Annotated in this window: 19 protein-coding genes, 2 rRNA genes and 1 riboswitch; of the genes, 5 read left to right on the top strand and 16 right to left on the bottom strand. The window is 67.5% G+C overall.

The genetic code is table 11. The features are described from left to right. Nucleotides 1-29: 29 nt before the first annotated feature. Nucleotides 30-638, bottom strand: coding sequence for a PadR family transcriptional regulator (locus OG758_RS38450; protein ID WP_326714084.1), 609 nt, complete (start codon nt 636-638; stop codon nt 30-32). A gap of 140 nt (nt 639-778) precedes the next feature. Between OG758_RS38450 and OG758_RS38445 the strand changes: the two genes are divergently transcribed. Next, on the top strand, nt 779-1,588 hold the full coding sequence (locus OG758_RS38445) for a PhzF family phenazine biosynthesis protein (protein ID WP_326714083.1): 810 nt from the start codon (nt 779-781) through the stop codon (nt 1,586-1,588). A gap of 94 nt (nt 1,589-1,682) precedes the next feature. On the opposite strand, the gene OG758_RS38440 is transcribed toward OG758_RS38445, so the two are convergent. Beyond that, the gene (locus OG758_RS38440) at nt 1,683-2,483 is read right to left on the bottom strand and encodes a CPBP family intramembrane glutamic endopeptidase (RefSeq protein WP_326714082.1); all 801 of its coding nucleotides are present in this window, start codon (nt 2,481-2,483) and stop codon (nt 1,683-1,685) included. Nucleotides 2,484-2,647: 164 nt separating this feature from the next. Between OG758_RS38440 and OG758_RS38435 the strand changes: the two genes are divergently transcribed. Continuing rightward, on the top strand, nt 2,648-4,420 hold the full coding sequence (locus tag OG758_RS38435; RefSeq protein WP_326714081.1) for a substrate-binding and VWA domain-containing protein: 1,773 nt from the start codon (nt 2,648-2,650) through the stop codon (nt 4,418-4,420). 22 nt (nt 4,421-4,442) lie between these two features. Here the strand turns inward: OG758_RS38435 and OG758_RS38430 are convergent, their stop codons facing one another. Next, complete coding sequence (locus tag OG758_RS38430; protein ID WP_326714080.1) at nt 4,443-5,963, bottom strand: glutamate-cysteine ligase family protein; 1,521 nt, start codon at nt 5,961-5,963, stop codon at nt 4,443-4,445. Nucleotides 5,964-6,454: 491 nt separating this feature from the next. Between OG758_RS38430 and OG758_RS38425 the strand changes: the two genes are divergently transcribed. Together OG758_RS38425 and OG758_RS38420 are read left to right on the top strand one after the other, a co-directional pair. Continuing rightward, complete coding sequence (locus OG758_RS38425) at nt 6,455-7,042, top strand: hypothetical protein (RefSeq protein ID WP_326714079.1); 588 nt, start codon at nt 6,455-6,457, stop codon at nt 7,040-7,042. A gap of 341 nt (nt 7,043-7,383) precedes the next feature. Beyond that, a complete protein-coding gene (locus tag OG758_RS38420; RefSeq protein ID WP_326716172.1) occupies nt 7,384-7,581 on the top strand; it encodes a DUF5999 family protein in 198 nt (65 codons plus the stop codon). An 89-nt stretch (nt 7,582-7,670) separates the two neighbouring features. Here OG758_RS38420 and gcvP read toward each other — a convergent pair whose 3' ends face one another. Continuing rightward, nucleotides 7,671-10,556: an aminomethyl-transferring glycine dehydrogenase gene (gene gcvP / locus OG758_RS38415; RefSeq protein WP_326714078.1), complete on the bottom strand. Its 2,886-nt coding sequence runs from the start codon at nt 10,554-10,556 to the stop codon at nt 7,671-7,673. A gap of 183 nt (nt 10,557-10,739) precedes the next feature. Further along, nucleotides 10,740-10,835: riboswitch (glycine riboswitch) on the bottom strand. 114 nt (nt 10,836-10,949) lie between these two features. On the opposite strand from gcvP, the gene OG758_RS38410 reads away from it, so the two are divergent. Next, nucleotides 10,950-11,336 (top strand): PRC-barrel domain-containing protein, encoded by a 387-nt coding sequence (locus OG758_RS38410; protein WP_326714077.1) that lies wholly within the window; start codon nt 10,950-10,952, stop codon nt 11,334-11,336. On the opposite strand, the gene OG758_RS38405 is transcribed toward OG758_RS38410, so the two are convergent. From OG758_RS38405 to OG758_RS38350, 12 genes are all read right to left on the bottom strand, one after another. Continuing rightward, a complete protein-coding gene (locus tag OG758_RS38405; RefSeq protein WP_326714076.1) occupies nt 11,322-12,752 on the bottom strand; it encodes a DNA polymerase IV in 1,431 nt (476 codons plus the stop codon). The two genes, OG758_RS38410 and OG758_RS38405, sit on opposite strands and share 15 nt — an antisense overlap. 56 nt (nt 12,753-12,808) lie before the next feature. Further along, the gene (locus OG758_RS38400; RefSeq protein ID WP_326714075.1) at nt 12,809-13,453 is read right to left on the bottom strand and encodes a MerR family transcriptional regulator; all 645 of its coding nucleotides are present in this window, start codon (nt 13,451-13,453) and stop codon (nt 12,809-12,811) included. A gap of 194 nt (nt 13,454-13,647) precedes the next feature. Continuing rightward, nucleotides 13,648-14,121, bottom strand: coding sequence for a bifunctional nuclease family protein (locus tag OG758_RS38395; protein WP_100597640.1), 474 nt, complete (start codon nt 14,119-14,121; stop codon nt 13,648-13,650). An 86-nt stretch (nt 14,122-14,207) separates the two neighbouring features. Continuing rightward, a complete protein-coding gene (gene ftsR, locus OG758_RS38390) occupies nt 14,208-14,951 on the bottom strand; it encodes a transcriptional regulator FtsR (RefSeq protein WP_326714074.1) in 744 nt (247 codons plus the stop codon). A 16-nt stretch (nt 14,952-14,967) separates the two neighbouring features. Continuing rightward, nucleotides 14,968-15,813, bottom strand: coding sequence for an FHA domain-containing protein (locus OG758_RS38385; protein WP_326714073.1), 846 nt, complete (start codon nt 15,811-15,813; stop codon nt 14,968-14,970). A gap of 199 nt (nt 15,814-16,012) precedes the next feature. Beyond that, nucleotides 16,013-16,891: a DUF881 domain-containing protein gene (locus OG758_RS38380; protein ID WP_326714072.1), complete on the bottom strand. Its 879-nt coding sequence runs from the start codon at nt 16,889-16,891 to the stop codon at nt 16,013-16,015. A gap of 5 nt (nt 16,892-16,896) precedes the next feature. Further along, complete coding sequence (locus OG758_RS38375; protein ID WP_100597644.1) at nt 16,897-17,229, bottom strand: small basic family protein; 333 nt, start codon at nt 17,227-17,229, stop codon at nt 16,897-16,899. Further along, entirely contained in the window at nt 17,226-18,134 is a 909-nt protein-coding gene (locus OG758_RS38370) for a DUF881 domain-containing protein (protein ID WP_326714071.1), read from the bottom strand. Before OG758_RS38370 ends, OG758_RS38375 begins: the two co-directional genes overlap by 4 nt. Nucleotides 18,135-18,223: 89 nt before the next feature. After that, nucleotides 18,224-20,719, bottom strand: coding sequence for a mannose-1-phosphate guanyltransferase (locus OG758_RS38365; protein WP_266566763.1), 2,496 nt, complete (start codon nt 20,717-20,719; stop codon nt 18,224-18,226). Nucleotides 20,720-20,834: 115 nt separating this feature from the next. Continuing rightward, on the bottom strand, nt 20,835-21,443 hold the full coding sequence (locus OG758_RS38360; protein WP_227293547.1) for a CDP-alcohol phosphatidyltransferase family protein: 609 nt from the start codon (nt 21,441-21,443) through the stop codon (nt 20,835-20,837). 171 nt (nt 21,444-21,614) lie between these two features. Beyond that, nucleotides 21,615-21,731, bottom strand: a 5S ribosomal RNA gene (rrf, locus tag OG758_RS38355). Nucleotides 21,732-21,820: 89 nt separating this feature from the next. Then, nucleotides 21,821-24,944, bottom strand: a 23S ribosomal RNA gene (locus OG758_RS38350). Nucleotides 24,945-25,238 lie beyond the last annotated feature (294 nt).

Raw genomic sequence — 25,238 nt, 5'->3', positions numbered from 1 at the left:
TGTCGGTACGGGGCATCACCGCGAGGACGTCAGTCCTCGTCGGCGAGGATCAGGTACAGCTTCTTGCGGGCGTCGTTGATGACGGTCAGCGCCTTCTCGCGCTGCTCCTTGCTACCGGTCTTCCAGACCTGCCCGAACGCCTCCATCAGACCGAAGCCGGCCTGCCGGATCTCGTTCAGGGTGTCCCAGTCGACCCCGCGCCCGGCCTCTTCCCAGGGGGCGTCGGGTCCCTCGTCGGCCGCGGAACGGCCCGACTCGGTGAGCGCGAACAGCTTCTTGCCACCCTCGCTCTCGCTGGCGATCAGACCCTCGTCCTCCAGCAGCTGGAGGGTCGGGTACACCGAACCCGGGCTGGGCTTCCACGCCCCGCCGCTGCGCTCGGCGATCTCCTGGATCATCTCGTAGCCGTGCATCGGACGGTCCTTCAGGAGGGCCAGGATCGACGCGCGTACGTCGCCGCGCCGCGCCCTTCCACGAGGTCCGCCCCGGCCGCCGCGCCCGCCACCCCAGGGTCCCGGGCCGAAGCCCGGCCCGAAGGGGCCGAAGGCGGCGCGCCGCCCTTCGAAGCCGCCCCGACCGGGATGGCCGGGCCCGCACTGTCCATGTCCGTGTTCATGTTCGTAGCCATGGGAACGCATCGCAATCATTCCTTCCATCATTGATCGGTCGCGATGCGTCAACGATATATCGGAACTGTTCGACTGACAACCCTCTTCCGGTCCAGCTGTTCCGAATTGGCCTTGGCCTGCGCTTTCGCCGTCCCCGTAGCGTCGGCCCCATGCGCATTCGAATCGTGGACGCCTTCACCGACCGCCCCTTCGCCGGCAATCCGGCCGGCGTACTGCTCCTCGACGCCTTCCCCGACGACGCCCGGCTCCAGGACATCGCCACCGAGGTCAACCACGCCGAGACGGCCTTCGCCCACCCGCTGCCCGCCGGCGGCGGCGCCGACTGGGCGCTGCGCTGGTTCACCCCCGCCACCGAGGTCGACATGTGCGGCCACGCCACCCTGGCCACCGCGCACGTGCTGCACAGCACCGGCGCCACCCACGGCCCGGTCCGCTTCGCCACCCGCAGCGGCGTGCTCGTCGCGACCCCGCGCGAGGACGGCACGATCACGCTCGACTTCCCGACCGCGCCCCTGACCCGTATCGACAGCCCCGAAGGGGTCGCTGCAGCCCTGGGCGCCGAGCCGCTCTCGGTGCACGACACCGGCCGCCAGGTGGGCGACCTGCTCGTCGAGCTCGCGGACGAGAAGACCGTGCACGCCCTCGCACCCGACCTCAAGGCACTCGCCGCCCATTCGGAGCGCGGCGTGATCGCCACCGCCCGCGCCGCGGACCCCGACGGCGCCTACGACTTCGTCTCCCGCTGCTTCTTCCCGCGCGTCGGCATCGACGAGGACCCGGTCACCGGCAGCGCCCACACGGCCCTCGCGCCGTTCTGGTCCCCGCGCCTCGGCCGCGCCGAACTCACCGGCCTCCAGGCCTCCGCCCGCACGGGCTTCGTGCGCACCGAACTGCGCGGCGCCCGCACCCTGCTGACCGGCCGCGCCGTCACGGTCATCGAGGGCGACCTGCTCGCCTAGGGCCTTTCGCCCGATCCGAAGGAAAGGCCCTGGCACGCCGCAGGGGGCGTACGAAGATCTCGTACGCCCCCTGCCTCCGGCACCCGTCCCGGCCTCACGCCGTGGGCAGCCACCCCACCTTCCCCGCGAGCAGCGCGTATCCGACGAACGCGCCGATGTCGAGCAGCGAGTGCGCCACCACCAGCGGCCCGACCCGCCCCCACCGCCGGTACAGATACGCGAAGACCAGGCCCATCGCGAGGTTCCCGAAGAAGCCGCCGATGCCCTGGTAGAGGTGGTACGAGCCGCGCAGCACCGAGCTGGCCACGATCGCCGTGCCCGGCGTCCAGCCCAACTGCCCCAGCCTGCGCAGCAGATACCCGACGACGATCACTTCCTCGAGGACGGCGTTCTGGACCGCCGACATGATCAGGACCGGGAACTTCCACCACACGTCGGGCAGCGCCTCCGGCACCACCGTGAGGTTGAAACCGAGGCCACGGGCCGCCAGGTAGAAAGCGATGCCCGTGCTGCCGATGACCGCCGCGATCACCGCGCCGCGGGTCGCGTCGAAGAGCGGTCTCGTACGGTCGAAGCCGATCGTCCGCATCCCGACACCCTCGCGCAGCAGCAGGTGCGCGACGAGCGCGACCGGGACGAGCGCGCTCGCGATCCCGAACAACTGCCACGCCAGATCAAGCCACGGGCGCCCGGGAGCCGCCGAGGCGTTCAGGGTCGCCGCCTGGTCCTTGAGACCCCCCGGTTTGGTGACCGATCCGACAAAGCTGATCAGCGCGGACACTCCGCTCGCACCGAGCGAGAGCGCCAGGACGAGCAGTGTCTCGTTCCGAAGAATCTGTCGCGAGAGCCGCTCGTTCGGAAAAGAATCGGCCACCGCACCCGCCTCCGCCTGCACACCTGCCTCCAGTTGAGTAATCCCGCCTCATCCCCCACCTAGCCCCGCTAGGGTCTCGAATACAGGTACGAAGATCGCGCGCGACAGGCCGGGGGGACGCAGGCCGTTCTTTGGTGTACCTCTCCCTTTCCGTCGGGCCGGGACCCGAGGAAGGGCACCACCGCATGGGACGTCACAGCTTGCCCGACGAGTATGGGGCGGACGCGGTCGCCCCCCGCCGGCGCACGCGCGGCCGGACCGTCGCCATCGCCACGGCCCTCGTCCTCGTGGTCGCCGGGGGCACGGCTCTGGCGGCCAGGAGCGGCCTGCTCTCCTTCGGCGGGACCTGCGACGGCAGGACGGTCCACCTCGACATCGCCGCCTCGCCCGACATCGCCCCCGCACTGCGCGACGCCGCGGACCTCGCCCGCAAGAACCACCTGACCTCCGACGGACAGTGCCTCGACACCCGCGTGCAGGCGGGCGACTCGTACAAGATCGCCGATGCCCTGCGCAAGGGCCGGAAGGGCACCGGGGACTATGAGGCGTGGGTGCCGGATTCGAGTCTGTGGATCCAGCGCGCCGACCTCGGCGGGAACGCCACTCCGGTCACGGCGGTGGGCAACACAGCCTCCTCCCCCATCGGCATCAGCATGGTGCCGTCGGCCGCGAAGAGCATGGGCTGGCCCGCGAAGAAGTACACCTGGGCGCAGTTGACCGGCGCGGCCATGGAGGGCGACAAGCTGCGGCTCGGGACCGCGGACCCCGCGCGCAGCGCGACCGGTCTCCTCGCCCTGACCCGGCTGGGCGCCTCCGCCAAGAAGTCCGGGCCGGAGGGCGACACCCAGGCCGCCGCCATGGCCAAGGCTCTCTCGCAGCGCACCACCGACAGCGACGGCCGGCTGACCGACACCCTGGCGCGCGACTCCTCCGGCACCGAGCAGGGCAATCCGCGCCGCAATCAGGCGCTGATCATCTCCGAGCAGTCCTCGTACCGGTACAACGCGACCGCCGGCGACAAGGACGGGCTCGAACTCTTCTACCCGAAGGACGGCTCGCCGCAGCTGGACTACCCGTTCGCGCTGGTCGACGAGGGCGTCAAGTCGACGGACGAGCGACGGGCCGCGCTCCGCTTCATGACCCTGCTCGGCGAGGACGCCGGCGTCAGGATCCTGGACAAGCACGGCTTCAGGACGGACGACCAGGAGCCCTCGGACGCGCTGGTCGCCGGGGCGGGAGGCCGCAGCCCGCAGCCGTACGCGGCGTCGGAGTCCGAGCCGCCGACGGACAAGGAGCTCCAGGAGACCCTCGGCATGTGGACGATCACGGTGCAGAGCGCCCGGATCACCGTCGTCGTGGACGCCTCCGCCTCCATGGCGAACTATGTGCCGGGCCGCAACCAGTCCCGCATGGAGGTCACGAAGGCCTCGATGCTCCAGGCGCTCGCCACGTTCACGCCCGAGGACGAGATCGGCCTGTGGGAGTTCGCCACGCTCCTCGACGGGAACCGCGACTACCGCAAGCTCGTACCCACCGAGCGTCTCGGCGACCGCAAGAGCGGCGGCACTCAGCGCGACAGGCTGTCCGATGCCTTCAGCGGCCTGCAGCCCGTGCCGGGCGGCGCCACGGGTCTCTACGACACCACGCTCGCTGCCTACGAGGAGGCCACGTCCTCCTACCGGAACGGCAAGTTCAACGCCCTCGTGGTCGTGACCGACGGCGCGAACCAGGACCCCGGATCCATCTCGCGCAGCACCCTCGTCTCACGGCTGCAGAGCCTCGCCGACCCGCAGCACCCGGTGCCGCTCATCGCCATCGCGGTCGGCCCGGACGCGGACAAGGACGAGGTCGAGCAGATCGCCGGGGCCACCGGCGGCTCCGGGCACCAGGTCAGCGACCCGGCCGAGATCCACGCGGTGATCCTCAAGGCGATCGTGGAGGCGGGCGCCAAGGGCTGACCGAGCGGAACCGCCGCGCCGGTCAGCCCAGTTGCACCGCCGGCGCCGGAAGCCCCACCGGCCACGTGTGCACCGGGTCGCCCGCGTGCATCAGCTCGCAGTAGCGCCGTGTGGTCGCCGCGAGCGCCGCGTCGCGCTCCAAGCCGCTCTCCAGCGCGCTGTGGAACGTGGCCGCCTGCCACGAGGCGCCGTTGACCCGCCGCCGGCAGCGTTCCTCGATCACTCCGAGGTAGAAGTCACGGTCGGCCGCCTCGATGCCCCAGGCGTCGAGCCCGGCGGCGGCCAGCGGCAGCAGCTCGTCCCGTACGAGAGTGACGGCGGCCACCTTCTCGATCCCGCCGAAGCGGCCCCGGCGCGGCCAGTCGAGGCGCGCCTCTATCCCGTACCGGCAGGCCTCGTCGAAGTTGCGGGCCGCCGCGTCGAAGGGCAGGCGGGTCCAGACGGGGCGGGCGTCCTCGGCCAGGGCGCGTACGACGCCGTAGTAGAAGGCGACGTTCGCGATGACGTCGGTGACTGTGGGGCCCGCGGGCAGGACCCGATTCTCCACGCGCAGGTGTGGCCTGCCGTCGGCTATGCCGTACACGGGCCGGTTCCAGCGGTAGACGGTGCCGTTGTGCAGGACGAGCTCGCCGAGCGCCGGCACTCCGTCGTCGTCGATTACGCGCAGCGGCTCCTCGTCGTCGCGCAGGGGCAGCAGCGGGGGGAAGTAGCGCAGGTTCTCCTCGAAGAGGTCGTACGCGCTGCTGATCCAGCGCTCGCCGAACCAGGTGCGTGGCCGGACCCCTTGGGCCTGGAGCTCGGGCGGGCGGGTGTCGGTCGACTGCTGGAACAGGGGCGGCCGCGATTCGCGCCACAGCTCATGTCCGAACAGGAACGGCGAGTTGGCGCCGACCGCGACCTGCACGGCCGCGACGGCCTGCGCCGCGTTCCACACGTCGGCGAAGCGGGCGGGCGTGACCTGGAGGTGCAACTGCACGGAGGTGCACGCCGCTTCGGTCGCTATGGACCCCGAGCTGCAGCGCAGGTGCTCCACCCCGTCGATGTCGACCACGAAGTCCTCGCCGCGCGCGGCCACCATCTGGTCGTTGAGGAGGCTGTAGCGGTCCACGTCCGACAGGTTCGCGGAGACGAGATCATCGGGCACGAGCGTCGGGAGAATGCCGATCATCACGATCCCGGCGTCCACCTCGTTCGCTTTCCGGTGGGCATAGGCGAGGCCGGTCCTGAGCTCCTCGGCGAGCCGGTCGAGAACGCGGCCTTCCAATCGATGAGGGGCAATGTTCACTTCCAGATTGAACATTCCGAGTTCGGTCTGGAAATCACGGCTCGCGATGCGCTCGAGAACTTGCGCATTCATCATTTTCGGCATGCCGTCGGGTCCCGCGAGATTCAACTCTATCTCCAGACCCATCAGATTCCTCGGACGATCGAACCTCTCCTCCTCCAGGAGCCTCGCGAGCCCCGCCAGGCACTGCTGCAGCTTCCTGCGGTAGTGCCGCCGATCGGACAGGTCGAACGCGCCCGCCACGACCTTCTCCCCCATGGAAGCGTCCCTCCTTACATGGACGACACGGCCACCCGGCCGCTGTTTCACGGTGGATGATGCCCAGGCAATGTGATCGATAACGCCCCGCTCCCCGCCACGGGCGAGTAGGCTCGCAGCAGTTGTCACGGGGCACATTCACTAGGCATGCAGCATGTCGAAGAGTCGATTCCACCTAGCCTGGTGATAAACGCCGACGAGAATCGGCCGTCCGCTCGCCGTGAAGATTACGAGGTCACGGACCCGAGCCCGCTGGAAATCGGGAGATTCCCCTCATCTCGGCGGCCGGATAACGCCTTGCCGAGCATTTTCGCGACGGCTAGCCGAAACACTGCGTGAACACGTGTCGTATAAACTTCGCGAACGAGGCAGAGAGTTGGCGCTCGCGGTACCTGCCCCCGCCCCCTCTGGCCCGGTCAGCAGACAGCGCCGTCCGCTCGTCCCGCCACGCCCTCGATCCACCGTGCCTGTCGAATGAGAGGCGACCCACCATGCCGCTGCATGTCCCTCCGGCTCCCGCGCCCGCCCTGCGCACCGTCCTCACGGCCCTCGGTTCCCCCACCGCAGTCCGTGAGGCCCGCACCCCTTCCCTGCGCTCCGCCCAAGGACCGGCGAGCCCCGAACTCCCGTTGCCCGTCCACGTACTGGACCGGGTCACGGGCAGCGCGGGCCCCTCGCCGACCCGACTCGCCGGCTGGCGGTTCCTGATCCGGTGCGGGGAGCGCGCGGTCGCCGCCGCCGACACGATGCTGACCGCCGACGGCTGGGCGTTCTCGCGCTTCTTCGAGGGCCCGTACGTCGCGGCCACCGAACGCGCGCTGCGCCAGGCCGAGTCCATGCCCGCGGCCTACCAACCGCGCCTGCTCTCGGTCCCGGAGCTGTACATGCTCACCCTCTGGCTGCACGGGGACTGCAACGCCGACGCCTCCACGGGACATCCCGCGGCCAGTGACCTCCTGGTCCCACTCGCGCCCGCGCCGCCCGGTATCGCCGCCCATCGCCCCCACCGGGTCGCCGAACTGCTGCCCGTCCTCACCCATCGACTGACCCCCGCGCCACTTCTGGGCTCACCCGCCTGACGCGACCGGGCCGTCCGACGCGCCCGCGCCCCGCTGCCGATGCCGACCGGTCGCGGGGCGCAGCCATGCTCTCGCGGGCCCGTCCGGACTAGCCCGGTCAGGCCACCCCGAACCACCCGAAGGGACAGTGCAGTTGGGGTGAACCGTCCGCACGGGTGACGCGTCCTCATCCAGTGAGGACCGCTGCGACGAAATCCCTGCGGATTGACGCCCGTGGGGCAACACTGGGTTCCGGACCGACCGACAAACGGGGGGCGGCCATGAACAACGCTTCGAGCCGCAGGACAGACAGCGACATCGCACCCATCACCGACATCACTTCACAGGGAAAGATCCCATCCATGTGCCAGCACCAGCCACCGTGCCCGTCCGCAGACTCCGCCGACCGGGAGGCCGCGCTCCCTGTGGCCCACCACCCCGAACAGGGCTGGAGTCTGCTCTGCAACGGCGTCCTGCTCTTCGAGGACACCGGTGAGCTGCTGCCCGACGGCCAGATCATCGCTCCGCACCGCCCGGCGCACGTCATGACCGCGGCCTGAGCGCATCCGGACGCCGACGGCGTCCCCAGTACGAAAGGGCCGGCCCCGGGAAACCCCGGAACCGGCCCTGACGCATGTCAGCGTGAGTATCAGTCCTCGTACGCGTCCATGGGCGGGCACGAGCAGACGAGATTCCGGTCGCCGTACGCCTGGTCGATGCGGCGGACCGGCGGCCAGTACTTGTCGGCGGCCACGACACCGGCGGGGAAGACGGCCTCCTCGCGGCTGTACGCGTGCTCCCACTCGCCGCCGAGCGCGGCCGCGGTGTGCGGCGCGTTGCGCAGCGGGTTGTCCTCGGCGGGCCACCGGCCCGAACCCACCTTTTCGATCTCTCCGCGAATGGCGATCATCGCCTCGCAGAACCGGTCGAGCTCGGTCAGGTCCTCGCTCTCGGTCGGCTCGATCATCAGCGTCCCGGCAACCGGGAACGACATGGTCGGCGCGTGGAACCCGTAGTCGATGAGCCGCTTGGCGATGTCGTCGACGCTGACGCCGGTCGCCTTCGAGATCGGGCGCAGATCGATGATGCACTCGTGCGCGACCAGGCCGGCGGGACCCGTGTACAGCACCGGGAAGTGCGGCTCGAGCCGCTTGGCGATGTAGTTGGCGCTGAGCACCGCGACCTGCGTGGCCCGCTTGAGGCCCTCGCCGCCCATGAGACGCACGTACGCCCACGAGATCGGCAGTATGCCCGCGGAGCCCCACGGCGCCGCCGAGATCGGGCCGACGCCGGTCTCGGGTCCGGCGGCGGGCTGCATCGGGTGGTTGGGCAGGTACGGCGCGAGGTGCGCGCGGACGCCGACCGGGCCGACGCCGGGGCCGCCGCCGCCGTGCGGGATGCAGAACGTCTTGTGCAGGTTGAGGTGGGAGACGTCGCCCCCGAAGTGGCCCGGCTTGGCGAGGCCCACCAGGGCGTTCAGGTTGGCGCCGTCGACGTACACCTGACCGCCGGCGTCGTGCACCTGCGCGCAGATGTCGGCGACGTGCTCCTCGAACACACCGTGCGTGGACGGGTAGGTGATCATCAGGACGGAGAGCTCGTCGGCGTACTGCTCGATCTTGGCGCGGAGGTCCGCGACGTCGATCTCGCCGTCGTCGGCCGTCTTCACGACGACGACCTTCATACCGGCCATCACGGCGCTCGCGGCGTTCGTGCCGTGCGCGGACGACGGGATGAGGCAGACGGTGCGCTGGTCGTCGCCGTTCGCGCGGTGGTAGCCGCGGACGGCGAGCAGACCGGCCAGCTCGCCCTGCGAACCGGCGTTCGGCTGGAGCGACACGTTGTCGTAGCCGGTGACCTCCGCGAGGCGCTCCTCCAGCTCACGGATGAGCGTGAGGTAGCCCTGCGCCTGCTCGGCGGGCGCGAAGGGGTGCAGCTGGCCGAACTCGGGCCAGGTGACCGGCTCCATCTCCGTCGTCGCGTTGAGCTTCATCGTGCAGGAGCCCAGCGGGATCATGCCGCGGTCGAGCGCGTAGTCACGGTCGGCCAGCTTGCGCAGGTAGCGCAGCATCGAGGTCTCGGAGCGGTGCGCGTGGAACACGGGGTGCGTCAGGTAGTCGTCGCCGCGCAGGAGGCCCGCGGGCAGCGTGTCCACGGCCGCCGCGTCGAGCGCGTCGACATCGGCCTCGACACCGAACGCGGTCCAGACGGCGCCCAGTTGGGTACGCGTCGTGGTCTCGTCGCACGAGATCGACACATGGTCGGCGTCCACGAGGTGGAGGTTGACGCCACCTTCGCGCGCGGCGCTCACGACGTCGGCGGCCCGGCCCGCGGCCTTCACGGTCAGGGTGTCGAAGTACGCGCCGTGCACGACCTCCACGCCGCCGGCCTTGAGGCCCTCGGCGAGCAGCGTCGCGAACCGGTGCGTGCGCCGCGCGATGCCCTTGAGGCCGTCGGGCCCGTGGTAGACGGCGTACATGCCGGCCATGACGGCGAGCAGCACCTGAGCGGTGCAGATGTTGCTGGTGGCCTTCTCGCGCCGGATGTGCTGCTCACGGGTCTGCAGCGCGAGGCGGTACGCCTTGTTGCCGTCGGCGTCGACGGAGACGCCCACGAGGCGGCCGGGCAGGCTGCGCGCGAACTTCTCGCGGACGGCCATGTAGCCGGCGTGCGGACCACCGAAGCCCATGGGGACGCCGAAGCGCTGGGTCGTACCGACGGCGATGTCGGCGCCGAGCTCACCGGGCGAGGTCAGCAGCGTGAGGGCGAGCAGATCGGCGGCGACCGTGACGACGGCGCCCAGCTCGTGGGCCTGCTCGATGACGGGCTTGATGTCGCGGACGGCACCGGAGGCGCCCGGGTACTGGATCAGGACGCCGACGACACCGCGCTCGGCGACCTCGGCCGGGATGCCCTCGGACAGGTCCGCGACGACGACCTCGACACCGGTCGGCTCGGCACGCGTCTGGATGACGGCGATGGTCTGCGGCAGCGCGTCCGCGTCGACCACGAAGGCGCCGTTCTTGACCTTGCCCATGCGCCGGGACAGCGCCATGGCCTCGGCCGCGGCCGTGCCCTCGTCGAGCAGCGAGGCGCCCGAGGTGGGCAGGCCGGTGAGCTCGGCGACCATCGTCTGGAAGTTGAGCAGCGCCTCGAGCCGGCCCTGCGAAATCTCCGGCTGGTAGGGCGTGTACGCCGTGTACCAGGACGGGTTCTCCATGACGTTGCGCAGAATGACGGGCGGCGTGAACGTGCCGTAGTAGCCCAGTCCGACCATCGAGTCGAGGACCTGGTTGCGGTCGGCGAGGGAGCGGAGCTCTGCGAGCACCTCGGCCTCGGTGCGGGCCCCGGGAAGATCGAGCGCCTCGGCGCTCTTGATCACGTCCGGGACCGCGGCCGCCGTCAGCTCGTCGAGCGAGCCGTACCCGACCTGCGCGAGCATCTTGGCCTGCGCTGCTTCATCCGGACCGATATGGCGCTGCTCGAAGGGGATTCCCTGCTCCAGATGGGAGAGCGGAATACGGTTGGCGGTCATTGCGGAGGCCTCCTGGTCATTGCGACCTGCGAGGGGCACCACGGCGCGGGTGCCCGGACGGCCTCCCCCTCTGTCATCTCAACCTGAGAGTTTCACCGGCACACCCCCATCACGAGGGGCATGACGACTTTCACCGTCGGTGAGAGCGGAGGCCTGAACGCCCGCCCTGCTTTCCAGAGTGACCTCGTCCGTGCGGTACAGGGGCCTGAGAGATTCCGGGGAGGAGTTGCTCCTTCGGCGCCTCCGGTGTCATCCGGAGGACTCTCCCGCACGGGGTCGGCAGCCATCGCCAGCCTACCAGCGGCAACAACACCCCCGACCTCGAGTGGCCGCCTTCCCCAATGTGCACTTTGGTAGTGCTTACGGATGAGTTGCGAGCAGCTGGAGGGCCCCGTGCAGACCGATGTCGATCCGCGCAACCTGATCGGCCGCAAGGCGTTCGACCGCAACGGGGCCAAGATCGGGACCGTCGACGAGGTCTACCTCGACGACGCGACCGGCGTCCCCGAGTGGGCGGCGATACGCACAGGCCTCTTCAGCCGGGACGCCTTCGTCCCCCTGGAGCCGAGCGAGCTCGTGGAGGGCACCCTGCGCATCCCCTTCGAACGCTCCCTGATCAGGGACGCCCCCGACTTCGGCGTCGGCCGTCACCTCTCCCCCGAACAGGAGCTCCAGCTCTACCACCACTACGGTCTCGACATCTCGGCCCCGGACGACCCCGTGCCCCCCAAGGACCGCGACTTCGGCAAGATCGCCCGCCCTCCGTCAGACGACACCTGACCCGGCATCCGGCTCCCGCGCCGCACAGCGCCCGGCCCCGCCCTCCACCAGCGGCAGCGGCTCTGCTCCTACGAGCGCGGGGTCATCGGTCCGGAACGTGCGCACCCGCCCCGGTTCCGAGTACGGCGTCTCGAAGCGCACGGTCACCCGCCCGAGCCCGCTGCCCTGCACCCACCCGTGCCCGAACTGCTCGTGCCGCACGTCATGCCCGGCCACCCAGCGCCGGTCCGCGGCCTCGACGACCTCTCCGGCAGCCGCCTGCCCCTCGTCCCCAGCACCAGCCGCCCCTTCCGCCTCGCCCTCACGCTCCCCGTCGGCCGCGTGTGCGTCGGCCTCGGCCTGCGCGCGCGCCTGCGCGAACAGGTCCTCCTGCGTGTAGTCGGCCAGGCCTGTCACCCCCACGCCGAGCAGTCGCACCCCGCCCGTCGTATCCACGGACTCCAGGAGCCGAGCGGCCGCCTCCCGCACCACTGCGGAGTCGTCGGTGGGCCCGCGCAGCGTCTCGGATCTCGTCAGCGTGGAGAAGTCGTAGCGCCGCACCTTGAGGACCACGGTCCGCCCGGACCGCTCCGCCCCCCGCAACCGCTGCACGCACCGCTCCGCAAGTCGCTGCACCTCGGTCCGCACCCGCACCCGGTCATGGATGTCCACGTCGTACGTGTCCTCGACCGACACCGACTTGGCGTCACGCTCGGCCACCACGGGCCGGTCGTCGTGCGCGAGGGCCATGGCGTACAGCGACGCCCCGTGCGACTTCCCCAGCAGCCGCACGAGCTCGTCCTCGCCCGCCTCGGCGATCTCCTCGACCGTGGTGATCCCGGCACGTCTCAGATGGTCCCCGGTCGCCGGCCCCACGCCGGGCAGCGTGCGCACCGACATCGGCCCGAGCATGGCGCGCTCGGTGCCGGGCACGATCAGCATCAGACCGTCCGGCTTCGCCTCCTCGGAGGCGATCTTCGCCAGCATCTTCGACGCCGCGAGTCCCACCGACCCGGTCAGGCCGGTCACGGCTTTGATCTCGTCCCGCAGCCGCTCTCCGACGAGCCGCGCCGACGCGGCGTCCCAGGCCGCCTCACCGGCCTCCAGATCGACGAACGCCTCATCGAGGCTCAGCGGCTCCACGAGCGGCGACAACTCCCGCAGCAGGCCCATCACCTGCTCACTGACCTCCCGGTACAGCCGAAAGCGCGGCGCGAGATACGCGGCATTGGGCGCGAGCCTGCGCGCCTGGCCTATCGGCATCGCCGAGTGCACCCCGAACACCCGGGCCTCGTACGAGGCGGTGGCCACCACCCCACGAGGCCCGATCCCGCCCACGACCACGGCTTTCCCGCGCAGACTCGGCTTCGACGCCTGCTCCGCCGAGGCGTAGAAGGCATCCATGTCGAGATGCAGGATCGTGGGCGCGGTTCTCACATGTCCGATGCTGCCCTACGGCACTGACAATGCCCCGGCTGACGCATCGGCCCCGCTCACACCGCGCGGTGGCGCCGTCTCGCCAGCTCGTCCGCCGGGTTGTTCCCGAGGAGCGTCTCGCCGGTGTCGATGCGCTCCCCGTGCAGCTGCGACAGCGCGCTCTCGACGTCCCGCCACACCACACCGACAGCGATACCGAAGATTCCCTGACCGCCCTGGAGCAGATCGTGGACCTCCGCAGGGGAGCTGCACTCGTAGACCGTGGCGCCGTCGCTCATGAGGGTCAGCCGCTCCAGATCGCTGAAGCCGCGCTCCCGCAGATGCTGCACCGTGGTGCGGATGTTCTGCAGTGAGACACCGGTGTCCAGGAACCGCTTCACGATCTTCAGGACGACGACGTCCCGGAAGCTGTAGAGCCGCTGGGTCCCCGACCCGTGGGCCGGGCGCACACTCGGCTCGACCAGTCCGGTCCTCGCCCAGTAGTCCAGTTGCCGATACGTGATACCGGCCGCCGCGCACGCGGTGGGTCCCCGGTATCCGACCTGCTCGGGCGTCGCGTCGTCATCTCTCTGAGCGACCACCGGCAACACCGTCGGCCGACGCGGAATGTGATCGGCCGCGTGGCCGTGAAGCGAGTACGGGCCGCTCTCCGCCGGACTGTGTCCGCCGCCCCCAGCCGTACCGTCGCCGCTGCTTCTCACGCCGACCTCCTCTTTGACCTGCCTTCTCGACGGTAGGCAGTCACCAGGGGTGCGTCAACGATCGCCACACTCGGCACGCCGAGTGATAATCACCCTACGAGTGGTTTCCCGTACCTCACCGCGGGGAAAGGCTAGCCGAATGGTCCGGCCGGGCCCCCGGCGCGGCAGCGGCCGCCTGACGACGGCCGCTCGCGTCACTGACTGTTGGTCCCGAAATCCTCGGGCGAGATCTGGTCGAGGAACTCGCGGAACTTCTCCACCTCGTCCTCCTGCTCATCCGGGATCGCGATCCCGGCATCGTCGAGCACACCGTCACTGCCGTAGATCGGCGTACCGGTGCGCAGCGCGAGCGCTATGGCGTCCGACGGGCGCGCACTGACCTCGACCCCGCTCGAGAACACCAGTTCCGCGTAGAAGACGCCTTCGCGCAGGTCCGTGATGCGTACTTCCGTGAGCTCCTGCCCGACCGCTTCCAGCACGTCCTTGAAAAGGTCGTGCGTCAGCGGGCGTGCGGGGGCCATGCCCTGCTGTGCGAAGGCGATGGCCGTCGCCTCCCCCGGTCCGATCCAGATGGGGAGGTAGCGGTCGCCTCCCACTTCACGCAGGAGCACGATCGGTTGGTTGGAGGGCATTTCGACCCGGACACCTACGACGTCGAGCTCGTTCACACAGCAACCCTAGGACGTGCCCGGCAGGTTTGGGTAGTCGGGCACCCGTCGATCGCCGGACGCACACCGCGCGAGCACCCCTCGGATCAGGGCAGACGCACGCCGAGCGCGGTCTGCACAAGCGCGCCGTGAAGCTTCACCGTCAGCCCCGCCAGCTCCTTCGCGCGGGCCTGCGCATGCGCCCTGGTCTGGGGATTGCGGTGCCGTCGCAGCGGCGCGACGACCTGCTCGACCAGACCGGCCTCCCGATCGGCAGCGGCCTTCATCGCCCGCAGATGCCGCGGCTCGATCCCGAAGCGGCCCAGTTCCATGACCAGCTCGGCGACGGTGACCGCCTCAGCGTCGTATCCGCCGTCGGGCAGGGGCGCAATGAGGCCGTACGACTCCCACTCGTCGAGCTCGGGAGACCCGATGCCGGCGGCGGCAAGCAGCTCGTCACGGCCCACACGGGCCACTGTCGGCCCTTCGCCGCCCTCCGGGGCCCTGCCGTCCTCGCCGTCGCCCGACAGACCCGGAGAGGGCAGCGTGATCGCTTCTCCCCGCTCCAGGGCGTCGAGCTGCTCCTTGATGACCTTCAGCGGCAAATAGTGGTCCCGCTGCATGCGCAGTACGTGGGCAAGTCGCTCGACGTCGTCGGGACTGAACTTGCGGTACCCCGAGGGGGTGCGCTGCGGCTCGATCAGCCCCTCCGACTCCAGGAACCTGATCTTGGAGATGGTGACTTCGGGGAACTCGTCGCGCAGCACGTTCAGCACGGTGCCGATGCTCATCAGCCGACTGTCCGTGAGGGCGATGCCGTGACCGGCACCGCCCTTCGGTGTTTGAAGCATGGACCTTCCTGACAGGTCAGATGCCCCGCTGGCTCGCGTAGAAGACCAGCCGGTACTTGCCGATCTGCACCTCGTCGCCGTTCGACAGCGTGACCGCGTCGATCCGCTCCCGATTGACGTACGTGCCGTTGAGGCTGCCCACGTCGCTGACGGTGAAGGCACCGTCGGCACCGCGACGGAACTCCACGTGGCGGCGCGAAACGGTCACGTCGTCAAGGAAGATGTCGCTCTGCGGGTGCCGTCCCGCCGTGGTCAGTTCGCCGTCGAGGAGGAAGCGGCTGCCCGAGTTCGGACCGCGTCGCACCACCAGGAGCGCCGAGCCGAGCGGCAGGGCGTCGACGGCAGCCTGGGCCTCCGGGGAGAGCGCCGGCGACAGCGTCTGACCGGTGACTTCGGCGTCGTAGGCCTCAAGGCCCGAAATGGAAATCGTCGAGGTCGTCTCGGACGGACGCTCGGCCGTGGCGCGCAGAGGCGCCCCACAGTTGGAGCAGAACCGGCTCGCCTCGGCGTTGCGGTTTCCGCACCTCGTACACACCAGTGCCGACATGGACGGATCCTCCTGCCGCGGCTGCCCCGCGGGGGCATGGGACGCATACGGATCGGGGGTAAACCCTCCACCCGCACTTGAGGTTGACGGTTCCCCGAAACCTATGCGGCCGGACGCGGCAGGGTCAACAGACGACGCGCCCTGTCCGCCCGAAATGTCACCACCCTGAGAACCGACCTGATCACGGAACAGCGGACGCTCCGCGCCCTGCACCTCCGCGTCCTGGGTGCGCGGTGCACGGTGGCGGGCAGTGGCATTGGCATTGCCGCTGTCCTCACGTGCGCTCTTGCCGAACAACTTCGCAAACAACTTCACGGGCGATTCCCCTTGACCGAAACAGACCCGCCCGTGGGGCAGGACGAACCCTGATTGCACACACCGCCGTACATCGGCGACACAGACATCCTCACAACGTCCGTATCCGCCAAACAGTTTCCACCACGCACCCCACTTACGGTGCGCCGACCCCCCGCAACGTCATGCCCTGGCCTGAACGCCCCCATGTGCCCCCGCCTCACTGGGACGACGACTGAGCGTAGTCAGGCCGCTTCGCCGGTCGCAAGGCATCCACAACGATCTTCTGCGCCTGCGTCACGGTAACGGTGGCCTGCTCCTTCTCCAGAGTCTGAACCACCCCACCAGGGATGTTGAGCGCCGGCTCCAGGTCCTGCGGCTTGCCGATGACCTTGAAGACGAAAGGCTCGCCGATCTTGTGACCGTCCACACTCACCTTCCCTCCGCTCGCATCCGTCAAATAGGTGTCGGCCACGACCCGGACGTCGTTCACCTGGATCGCCTCGGCGCCCGCCGCGCGTAGCTCCTGGATCGCATCGAGCAGCATGTCCGCCTGCACCGCGCCCTTCTTGTCGGTGATCGTCAGCGTGATCCCGGGGCCCTGCGCCGCCACGGTGCCCGCCAGAATGCCGAGTTGCCGTTCCCTCTCGACCGTCTGTTTGCGGGCCTCCTCGGCCTGGTCCGAGCTGTTCTCCAGCTCGGTGCGCTGCCCCTCGAGACGCTGCTTCTCATCTCCCAGACGCTGAGTACGGTCATCCAGTTCATCGAGGATGCGTACGAGATCTTCCTGACGTGCGCCGCGCAGCGCGCTGCTGTCGCTGTTGGACCGCACCTGGATGGCCAGACCCAGACCGAGCACGAACAGCAGGACGGCGACGATGAGTTGCGCACGGGAGACCCGCGGCGGCCACAGCCCCTTGGCCAGCCGCTGGCGTCCGGTCAGTGACGGCTTCTTCGTCTCCGCGGCCGGCGTTTCTGCATCGTCTGCGCCGTCTGCGTGGCCCGCGCCGTCCGCCGCTTCGGGAGCGACTTCGTCCGGCAGTTCCTTGCGCAGGCGGTGCTGCTCGTTGTTCTTGTTCTTGTTCTCGTCCTCGGACATCGGCCTCACGCCCGGAAGATGTGCCGCCGGATGGCGGCCGCGTTGGAGAAGATGCGGATTCCGAGCACCACGACGACGCCGGTGGACAGCTGCGCGCCCACGCCCAGCTTGTCGCCCAGGAACACGATCAGGGCCGCCACGACGACGTTCGACAGGAACGACACGACGAAGACCTTGTCGTCGAAGATCCCGTCGAGCATCGCCCGCAGGCCGCCGAACACCGCGTCGAGGGCCGCCACCACGGCGATCGGAAGATAGGGCTCGACCACCGCCGGAACCTCGGGCCGGACGAACAGTCCGACCACAACTCCCACGACGAGGCCCAGTACGGCGATCACGATGTGCCCTTCTCTGTTCTCGGCTTTGCTGTACGTACGGTCACGCTCGGCGCTGCGGGCAGGCGGACGTCGTCCTGGGCGGAAATGCTGGTCCGGATCCCGAAGTTCTCCTGCAGGGCGTGCAGGTACAGGCCGTCGGGGCTGTTCTGGAACCGGGTGCTCAGCCGTTGGCCGTCCCCCACCGCGAGCACCGTGTACGGCGGCACGAGCGGTCTGTTGTCGACCAGTATCGCGTCACCCGCCGCGCGGATGGCGGACAGGGCCGTCAGCCGCTGTCCGTTGATGGCGACCGCTTCGGCACCGGACTGCCAGAGCCCGTTGACGACCCGCTGCATGTCCCGGTCGCGCACCCGCCCGGTGTCCGAGAAGCCGGCGCTCTCGCGCGGCCCCCCTCCGCCCTGGTCGGCCTCCTTGGCGTCGTCGACGACCAGCTTCACTCCCGGGCCGTGCACTGCCGTGGCACCGGAGAGCAGACCGACCAACTCGCCTTTGTCGCCGCCGTGTTTCTTCAGCGCCTCACGCTGGCGGTCGCTCACGTCGTTACGGAGCGTGTCCACCTTGCGCTCCAGCTTGTCCGCGGCCGCCGTCTCCCGGTCGATACGGGCGATGAGCTCCTCGCGCTCCTTCGCCACGACCGGCGCCGCGACCCGCGCCTGCGCCGCCCCCACCGTCACCACGAGCGCCGCGAGAACGAGGCCCGCCGCGAGGCCGAGCTTGGCCCGCAGGGTGCGCGGCATGCCTCCGCTGCCCTCGGCCTTCTTACGGGCCGCCGCCTCCGCGTATCCGTCGTCGAGGCTGTGGTCCATCACGTTCGTCAGCAGCGACATGGAGGCATCGGGACGCCTCGGGCTCACGGGGCGTGAGGGACTGCTCCGATCGGGGGGCTGCTGCGGCATGCCGCACATCGTCGCACGTGCTGGCCCCTACCTCCGAATGGCCCCACCGGCGTACCGGTCGGCGCCCGTGACAGGCGCCGACCGGCCCGTACGACGGCTCAGTGACCAGCGCTGTCCACGACGGCCGCCCACTCGTCGAGCAGCTGCTGTGCCGACGCGTCGTCGGGCCCCTCGGCCCACAGATGGGTGACGGCCTCGGCCGGGTCGGGCAGCACCATGACCCAGCGCCCGTCCGCCTCGACGACCCGCACGCCGTCGGTCGTGTCTACGGACCGGTCGCCGGCCTCCTCGACGACCCGCCGCATCACGAGCCCCTTCACCGCCCACGGAGTCGCAAGGTCCCGCTTGAGCACGTGAGCCCGCGGGATCCGCGCATCGATCTGGCTCAAGGTCAGCTGCGTCCGCGCCACGAGCCCGATCAGCCGGACAAAGGCGGCCGCGCCATCGAAGACGGAGCTGAACTCCGGAATGATGAACCCGCCGCGACCGTCACCGCCGAAGATGGTCCCCTCGTCCCGTCCGACCCGCGTGAGGTCGTCGGGCGACGTGGTCGTCCACTCCACCTGCGTCCCGTGATACGCGGCCACCTGCTCGGCGATACGCGTCGTGGTCACCGGCAGCGCGACCCGGCCGCTGCGCCGCTCGGCGGCCACCAGGTCCAGCATGACCAGCAGAGCACGGTCGTCCTCGACGATGCGGCCCTTCTCGTCGACCAGCGAGAGCCGCTCGCCGACCGGGTCGAACCGGACACCGAACGCGGCCCGCGCGGACGCCACGATCTCACCGAGGCGCACGAGCCCGGACCGGCGCGCGTCCCGCGTCTCCGTGGGCCTGGACTCGTCGAGCCCCGGATTGATCGTCAGCGAGTCGACACCGAGCCGTCCGAGCAGGCTGGGCAGCACCAGACCGGCACTGCCGTTCGACGCGTCGACAACGACCTTGAGCCCCGCCTCGGCAATCCCCGTCGTATCGACATTCCGCAGCAGGGAACCGGTGTACGAGTCGAAGACGCTCGACGGGAAGTGCAGATCGCCGATCTCTCCGGGGAACGCCCGCCGGTACTCCTGACGCGCGTACACCCGGTCCAGCTTCCGCTGACTGGCCTGCGAGAGATCCGCTCCCCGCTCGTCGAAGAACATGATGTCGACGGAGTCCGGCACCCCAGGCGTCGTACGGATCATGATCCCGCCGGCGCTACCCCGCGCGGTCTGCTGCCGCGCGACGGGCAGCGGCACGTTCTCCAGGTCGCGCACGTCGATGGCGCTCGCCTGCAATGCGGAAATGACCGCCCGCTTCAAGGCTCGCGCACCACGGGAGTGGTCACGGGCCGTGGTGACGGTGGAGCCCTTCTTGAGCGTCGTGGCGTACGCCCCCGCGAGCCGCACGGCGAGTTCCGGAGTGATCTCCACGTTGATGATGCCGGAGACGCCGCGGGCGCCGAAGAGATGCGCCTGCCCCCTGGACTCCCAGATCACCGACGTATTGACGAAGGCGCCCGCCTCGATGGTCTTGAACGGATAGACCCGGACGTTGCCCTGGATAATCGATTCCTCGCCGACGAGGCACTCGTCGCCGATGACGGCGCCGTCCTCGACGCGGGCGGCCCGCATGATGTCGGTGTTCTTGCCGATGACGCAGCCGCGGAGATTGCTGTGCTGCCCGATGTACACGTTGTCGTGGACGACGGCCTTGTGCAGAAAAGCCCCGCTCTTCACGACGACGTTCGAGCCGATCACGGTGTGCTCGCGCATCTCCACGTCGGCTTCGACCTTGGCGTAGTCGCCGATGTACAGCGGACCGCGGAGCACGGCGTCCGGATGGACCTCAGCACCTTCGGCGACCCACACTCCGGGCGAGATCTCGAATCCGTCGATCTCGACATCGACCTTGCCTTCGAGCACGTCGGCCTGCGCCTTGACGTAGCTCTCGTGTGTGCCGACGTCCTCCCAGTAGCCCTCGGCGATATAGCCGTAGACCGGCTTGCCTTCCTTCATCAGCTGCGGGAAGACATCGCCGGACCAGTCGACCGACACATCGGCCTCGACGTAGTCGAATACCTCGGGCTCCATGACGTAGATGCCCGTGTTCACGGTGTCGGAGAAAACCTGGCCCCAGGTGGGCTTCTCGAGGAAGCGCTCGACCTTGCCCTGTTCATCGACAATGGTGATACCGAATTCAAGGGGGTTGGGAACGCGTGTCAGGCAGACCGTGACGAGCGCGCCCTTTTCCTTGTGGAAATTGATGAGGTCGGTGAGGTCGAAATCGGTCAGAGCGTCACCGGAGATCACAACGAAAGCGTCGTCCTTGAGTGCTTCCTCTGCGTTCTTCACGCTGCCGGCTGTGCCGAGTGGCTTCTCCTCATTGGCATAGGTGAGCTCCATTCCGAGCTCTTCACCGTCCCCGAAGTAGTTCCTGACGAGAGATGCCAGGAACTGCACGGTGACGACGGTCTCGGTGAGCCCATGCCGCTTGAGCAACCGCAGCACATGCTCCATGATCGGCCGGTTCACAACCGGCAGGAGCGGCTTGGGCATACTCGAGGTCATGGGGCGCAGGCGCGTGCCTTCGCCTCCAGCCATTACGACGGCCTTCATGTCGGAAGCGTCCTCCTTGAAGAGACGACTGTCTAGCCGACTTCGCCCGTCCGGATGGACCCGCAGATCTCAGACTGCGGGCCGACCTGGCCTCGAATACCGCCACATGGAGAGCTCAATCGGCCGTGGAGTCCGCCCTGACCAGTCGGCGGACCTGTACTACGTAGAGGATCCCTGCCCACCAGTAGAGCGTTGTACCCCATCCTGCGAACGCCCATCCGAAAATAGCAGCGAGCGTGTTGATCCAGCCACTTCCGTCACTGAGGAGCAACAGGGGGAACGCATACATGAGGTTGAACGTGGCGGCCTTGCCGAGGAAGTTCACCTGCGGCGGCGGATAGCCGTGCCGACGGAGGATACCCACCATCACCAGGAGAACCAGTTCCCGGGCAAGCAGTACGGCCGTCAGCCAGATCGGCAGAATCTCGCGCCAGGTGAGTCCTACCAGCGTGGACAGAATGTAGAGCCGGTCGGCGGCAGGGTCGAGCAGCCGGCCGAGGTTGCTGATCTGATTCCAGCGCCGGGCGAGCTTCCCGTCGAGATAGTCGCTGACGCCGCTGAGCATCAGGACCAGGAGGGCCCAGCCATCGCTTTTGGGCCCGCCGAACTCGGGCCTGAGGATGAGCCACAGGAAGAGGGGTACGCCAAGGAGACGCGCCATGCTGAGGATGTTCGGGATGGTGAGCACCCGGTCCGTCTGGACACGGGTCTCCTGGACCTCCACCCGGGGGCCTCCTGTGGGGAAATGAGCCAACGATGCCCCCTGACCCTACCCTCAGCTCACATGAGGCCGTGCAGAGGGGTGCACAAGAATTGCCGCACAATGCTTGGCGTACAACGCAGAAAACCCCCGTAACAGGATTCTCATCCGTTACGGGGGTTTTCTTCAAAAATAGTTCGGCGGCGTCCTACTCTCCCACAGGGTCCCCCCTGCAGTACCATCGGCGCTGTGAGGCTTAGCTTCCGGGTTCGGAATGTAACCGGGCGTTTCCCTCACGCTATGACCACCGAAACACTATGAAACTGTCAACCGCACCACGCTCTGTGACAAACGTGGGGTTGTTCGTGGTTTCAGAACCAACACAGTGGACGCGAGCAACTGAGGACAAGCCCTCGGCCTATTAGTACCAGTCACCTCCACCCGTTACCGGGCTTCCAGATCTGGCCTATCAACCCAGTCGTCTACTGGGAGCCTTAACCCCTCAAGGGGGTGGGAATACTCATCTCGAAGCAGGCTTCCCGCTTAGATGCTTTCAGCGGTTATCCTTTCCGAACGTAGCCAACCAGCCATGCCCTTGGCAGGACAACTGGCACACCAGAGGTTCGTCCGTCCCGGTCCTCTCGTACTAGGGACAGCCCTTCTCAATATTCCTACGCGCGCAGCGGATAGGGACCGAACTGTCTCACGACGTTCTAAACCCAGCTCGCGTACCGCTTTAATGGGCGAACAGCCCAACCCTTGGGACCGACTCCAGCCCCAGGATGCGACGAGCCGACATCGAGGTGCCAAACCATCCCGTCGATATGGACTCTTGGGGAAGATCAGCCTGTTATCCCCGGGGTACCTTTTATCCGTTGAGCGACGGCGCTTCCACAAGCCACCGCCGGATCACTAGTCCCGACTTTCGTCCCTGCTCGACCCGTCGGTCTCACAGTCAAGCTCCCTTGTGCACTTACACTCAACACCTGATTACCAACCAGGCTGAGGGAACCTTTGGGCGCCTCCGTTACTCTTTAGGAGGCAACCGCCCCAGTTAAACTACCCATCAGACACTGTCCCTGATCCGGATCACGGACCCAGGTTAGACATCCAGCACGACCAGAGTGGTATTTCAACGACGACTCCCCCTGAACTGGCGTCCAGAGTTCAAAGTCTCCCACCTATCCTACACAAGCCGAACCGAACACCAATATCAAACTGTAGTAAAGGTCCCGGGGTCTTTCCGTCCTGCTGCGCGAAACGAGCATCTTTACTCGTAGTGCAATTTCACCGGGCCTATGGTTGAGACAGTCGAGAAGTCGTTACGCCATTCGTGCAGGTCGGAACTTACCCGACAAGGAATTTCGCTACCTTAGGATGGTTATAGTTACCACCGCCGTTTACTGGCGCTTAAGTTCTCAGCTTCGCACACCCGAAAGTGCACTAACCGGTCCCCTTAACGTTCCAGCACCGGGCAGGCGTCAGTCCGTATACATCGCCTTACGGCTTCGCACGGACCTGTGTTTTTAGTAAACAGTCGCTTCTCGCTGGTCTCTGCGGCCACCCCCAGCTCGAGGAGCAAGTCCTCTCACCAGTGATGGCCCCCCTTCTCCCGAAGTTACGGGGGCATTTTGCCGAGTTCCTTAACCATAGTTCACCCGAACGCCTCGGTATTCTCTACCTGACCACCTGAGTCGGTTTAGGGTACGGGCCGCCATGAAACTCGCTAGAGGCTTTTCTCGACAGCATAGGATCATCCACTTCACCACAATCGGCTCGGCATCAGGTCTCAGCCTTAATGTGCGACGGATTTACCTATCGCACGGCCTACACCCTTACCCCGGGACAACCACCGCCCGGGCTGGACTACCTTCCTGCGTCACCCCATCACTCACCTACTACAAGTCTGGTCCGTCGGCTCCACCACTTTCCTTTCCCCGAAGGGTCCGGAACGGCTTCACGGACTTAGCATCGCCTGATTCAATGTTTGACGCTTCACAGCGGGTACCGGAATATCAACCGGTTATCCATCGACTACGCCTGTCGGCCTCGCCTTAGGTCCCGACTTACCCTGGGCAGATCAGCTTGACCCAGGAACCCTTAGTCAATCGGCGCACACGTTTCTCACGTGTGTATCGCTACTCATGCCTGCATTCTCACTCGTGAACCGTCCACAACTCGCTTCCGCGGCTGCTTCACCCGGCACACGACGCTCCCCTACCCATCACGATCCCCGTTGGGGGTATATATCGCAATGACACGACTTCGGCGGTACGCTTGAGCCCCGCTACATTGTCGGCGCGGAATCACTAGACCAGTGAGCTATTACGCACTCTTTCAAGGGTGGCTGCTTCTAAGCCAACCTCCTGGTTGTCTGTGCGACTCCACATCCTTTCCCACTTAGCGTACGCTTAGGGGCCTTAGTCGATGCTCTGGGCTGTTTCCCTCTCGACCATGGAGCTTATCCCCCACAGTCTCACTGCCGTGCTCTCACTTACCGGCATTCGGAGTTTGGCTAAGGTCAGTAACCCGGTAGGGCCCATCGCCTATCCAGTGCTCTACCTCCGGCAAGAAACACACGACGCTGCACCTAAATGCATTTCGGGGAGAACCAGCTATCACGGAGTTTGATTGGCCTTTCACCCCTAACCACAGGTCATCCCCCAGGTTTTCAACCCTGGTGGGTTCGGTCCTCCACGAAGTCTTACCTCCGCTTCAACCTGCCCATGGCTAGATCACTCCGCTTCGGGTCTTGAGCGCGCTACTGAATCGCCCTATTCGGACTCGCTTTCGCTACGGCTTCCCCACACGGGTTAACCTCGCAACGCACCGCAAACTCGCAGGCTCATTCTTCAAAAGGCACGCAGTCACGACGCAAGGAACAAGTTCCTTGCGCGACGCTCCCACGGCTTGTAGGCACACGGTTTCAGGTACTATTTCACTCCGCTCCCGCGGTACTTTTCACCATTCCCTCACGGTACTATCCGCTATCGGTCACCAGGGAATATTTAGGCTTAGCGGGTGGTCCCGCCAGATTCACACGGGATTTCTCGGGCCCCGTGCTACTTGGGTGTCTCTCAAACGAGCCGCTGATGTTTCGACTACGGGGGTCTTACCCTCTACGCCGGACCTTTCGCATGTCCTTCGCCTACATCAACGGTTTCTGACTCGTCTCACAGCCGGCAGACTGTGAAAGAGAGATCCCACAACCCCACATGCGCAACCCCTGCCGGGTATCACACGCATATGGTTTGGCCTCATCCAGTTTCGCTCGCCACTACTCCCGGAATCACGGTTGTTTTCTCTTCCTGCGGGTACTGAGATGTTTCACTTCCCCGCGTTCCCTCCACATACCCTATGTGTTCAGGTATGGGTGACAGCCCATGACGACTGCCGGGTTTCCCCATTCGGAAACCCCCGGATCAAAGCCTGGTTGACGGCTCCCCGGGGACTATCGTGGCCTCCCACGTCCTTCATCGGTTCCTGGTGCCAAGGCATCCACCGTGCGCCCTTAAAAACTTGGCCACAGATGCTCGCGTCCACTGTGCAGTTCTCAAACAACGACCAACCACCCGTCACAACCCACCGAAGCGGATTTTTACCGGGGCCGGCACTGAAGGCGACCGATTCGGCCGTACCTTCAGACACCCAACAGCGTGCCCGACCCGGTCCCGCCCGGAGATCATGCTTTCCACGCTCCGAAGAGCAGTACTCACAGCCTCCGACCCGTGAACCCGGTCGAATAGTCAACGTTCCACCCTTGAGCAACCACCGTCGGACATTTGCCGACGAAATGGCTCTTGGACCACCAGGTGAAAC

This window comes from Streptomyces sp. NBC_01474 (assembly GCF_035918215.1).
GTDB lineage: Bacteria > Actinomycetota > Actinomycetes > Streptomycetales > Streptomycetaceae > Streptomyces > Streptomyces aureus.
The sequence above is the reverse complement of the archived record's forward strand: the minus strand, read 5'-3'. Positions and strand labels throughout refer to the sequence as shown.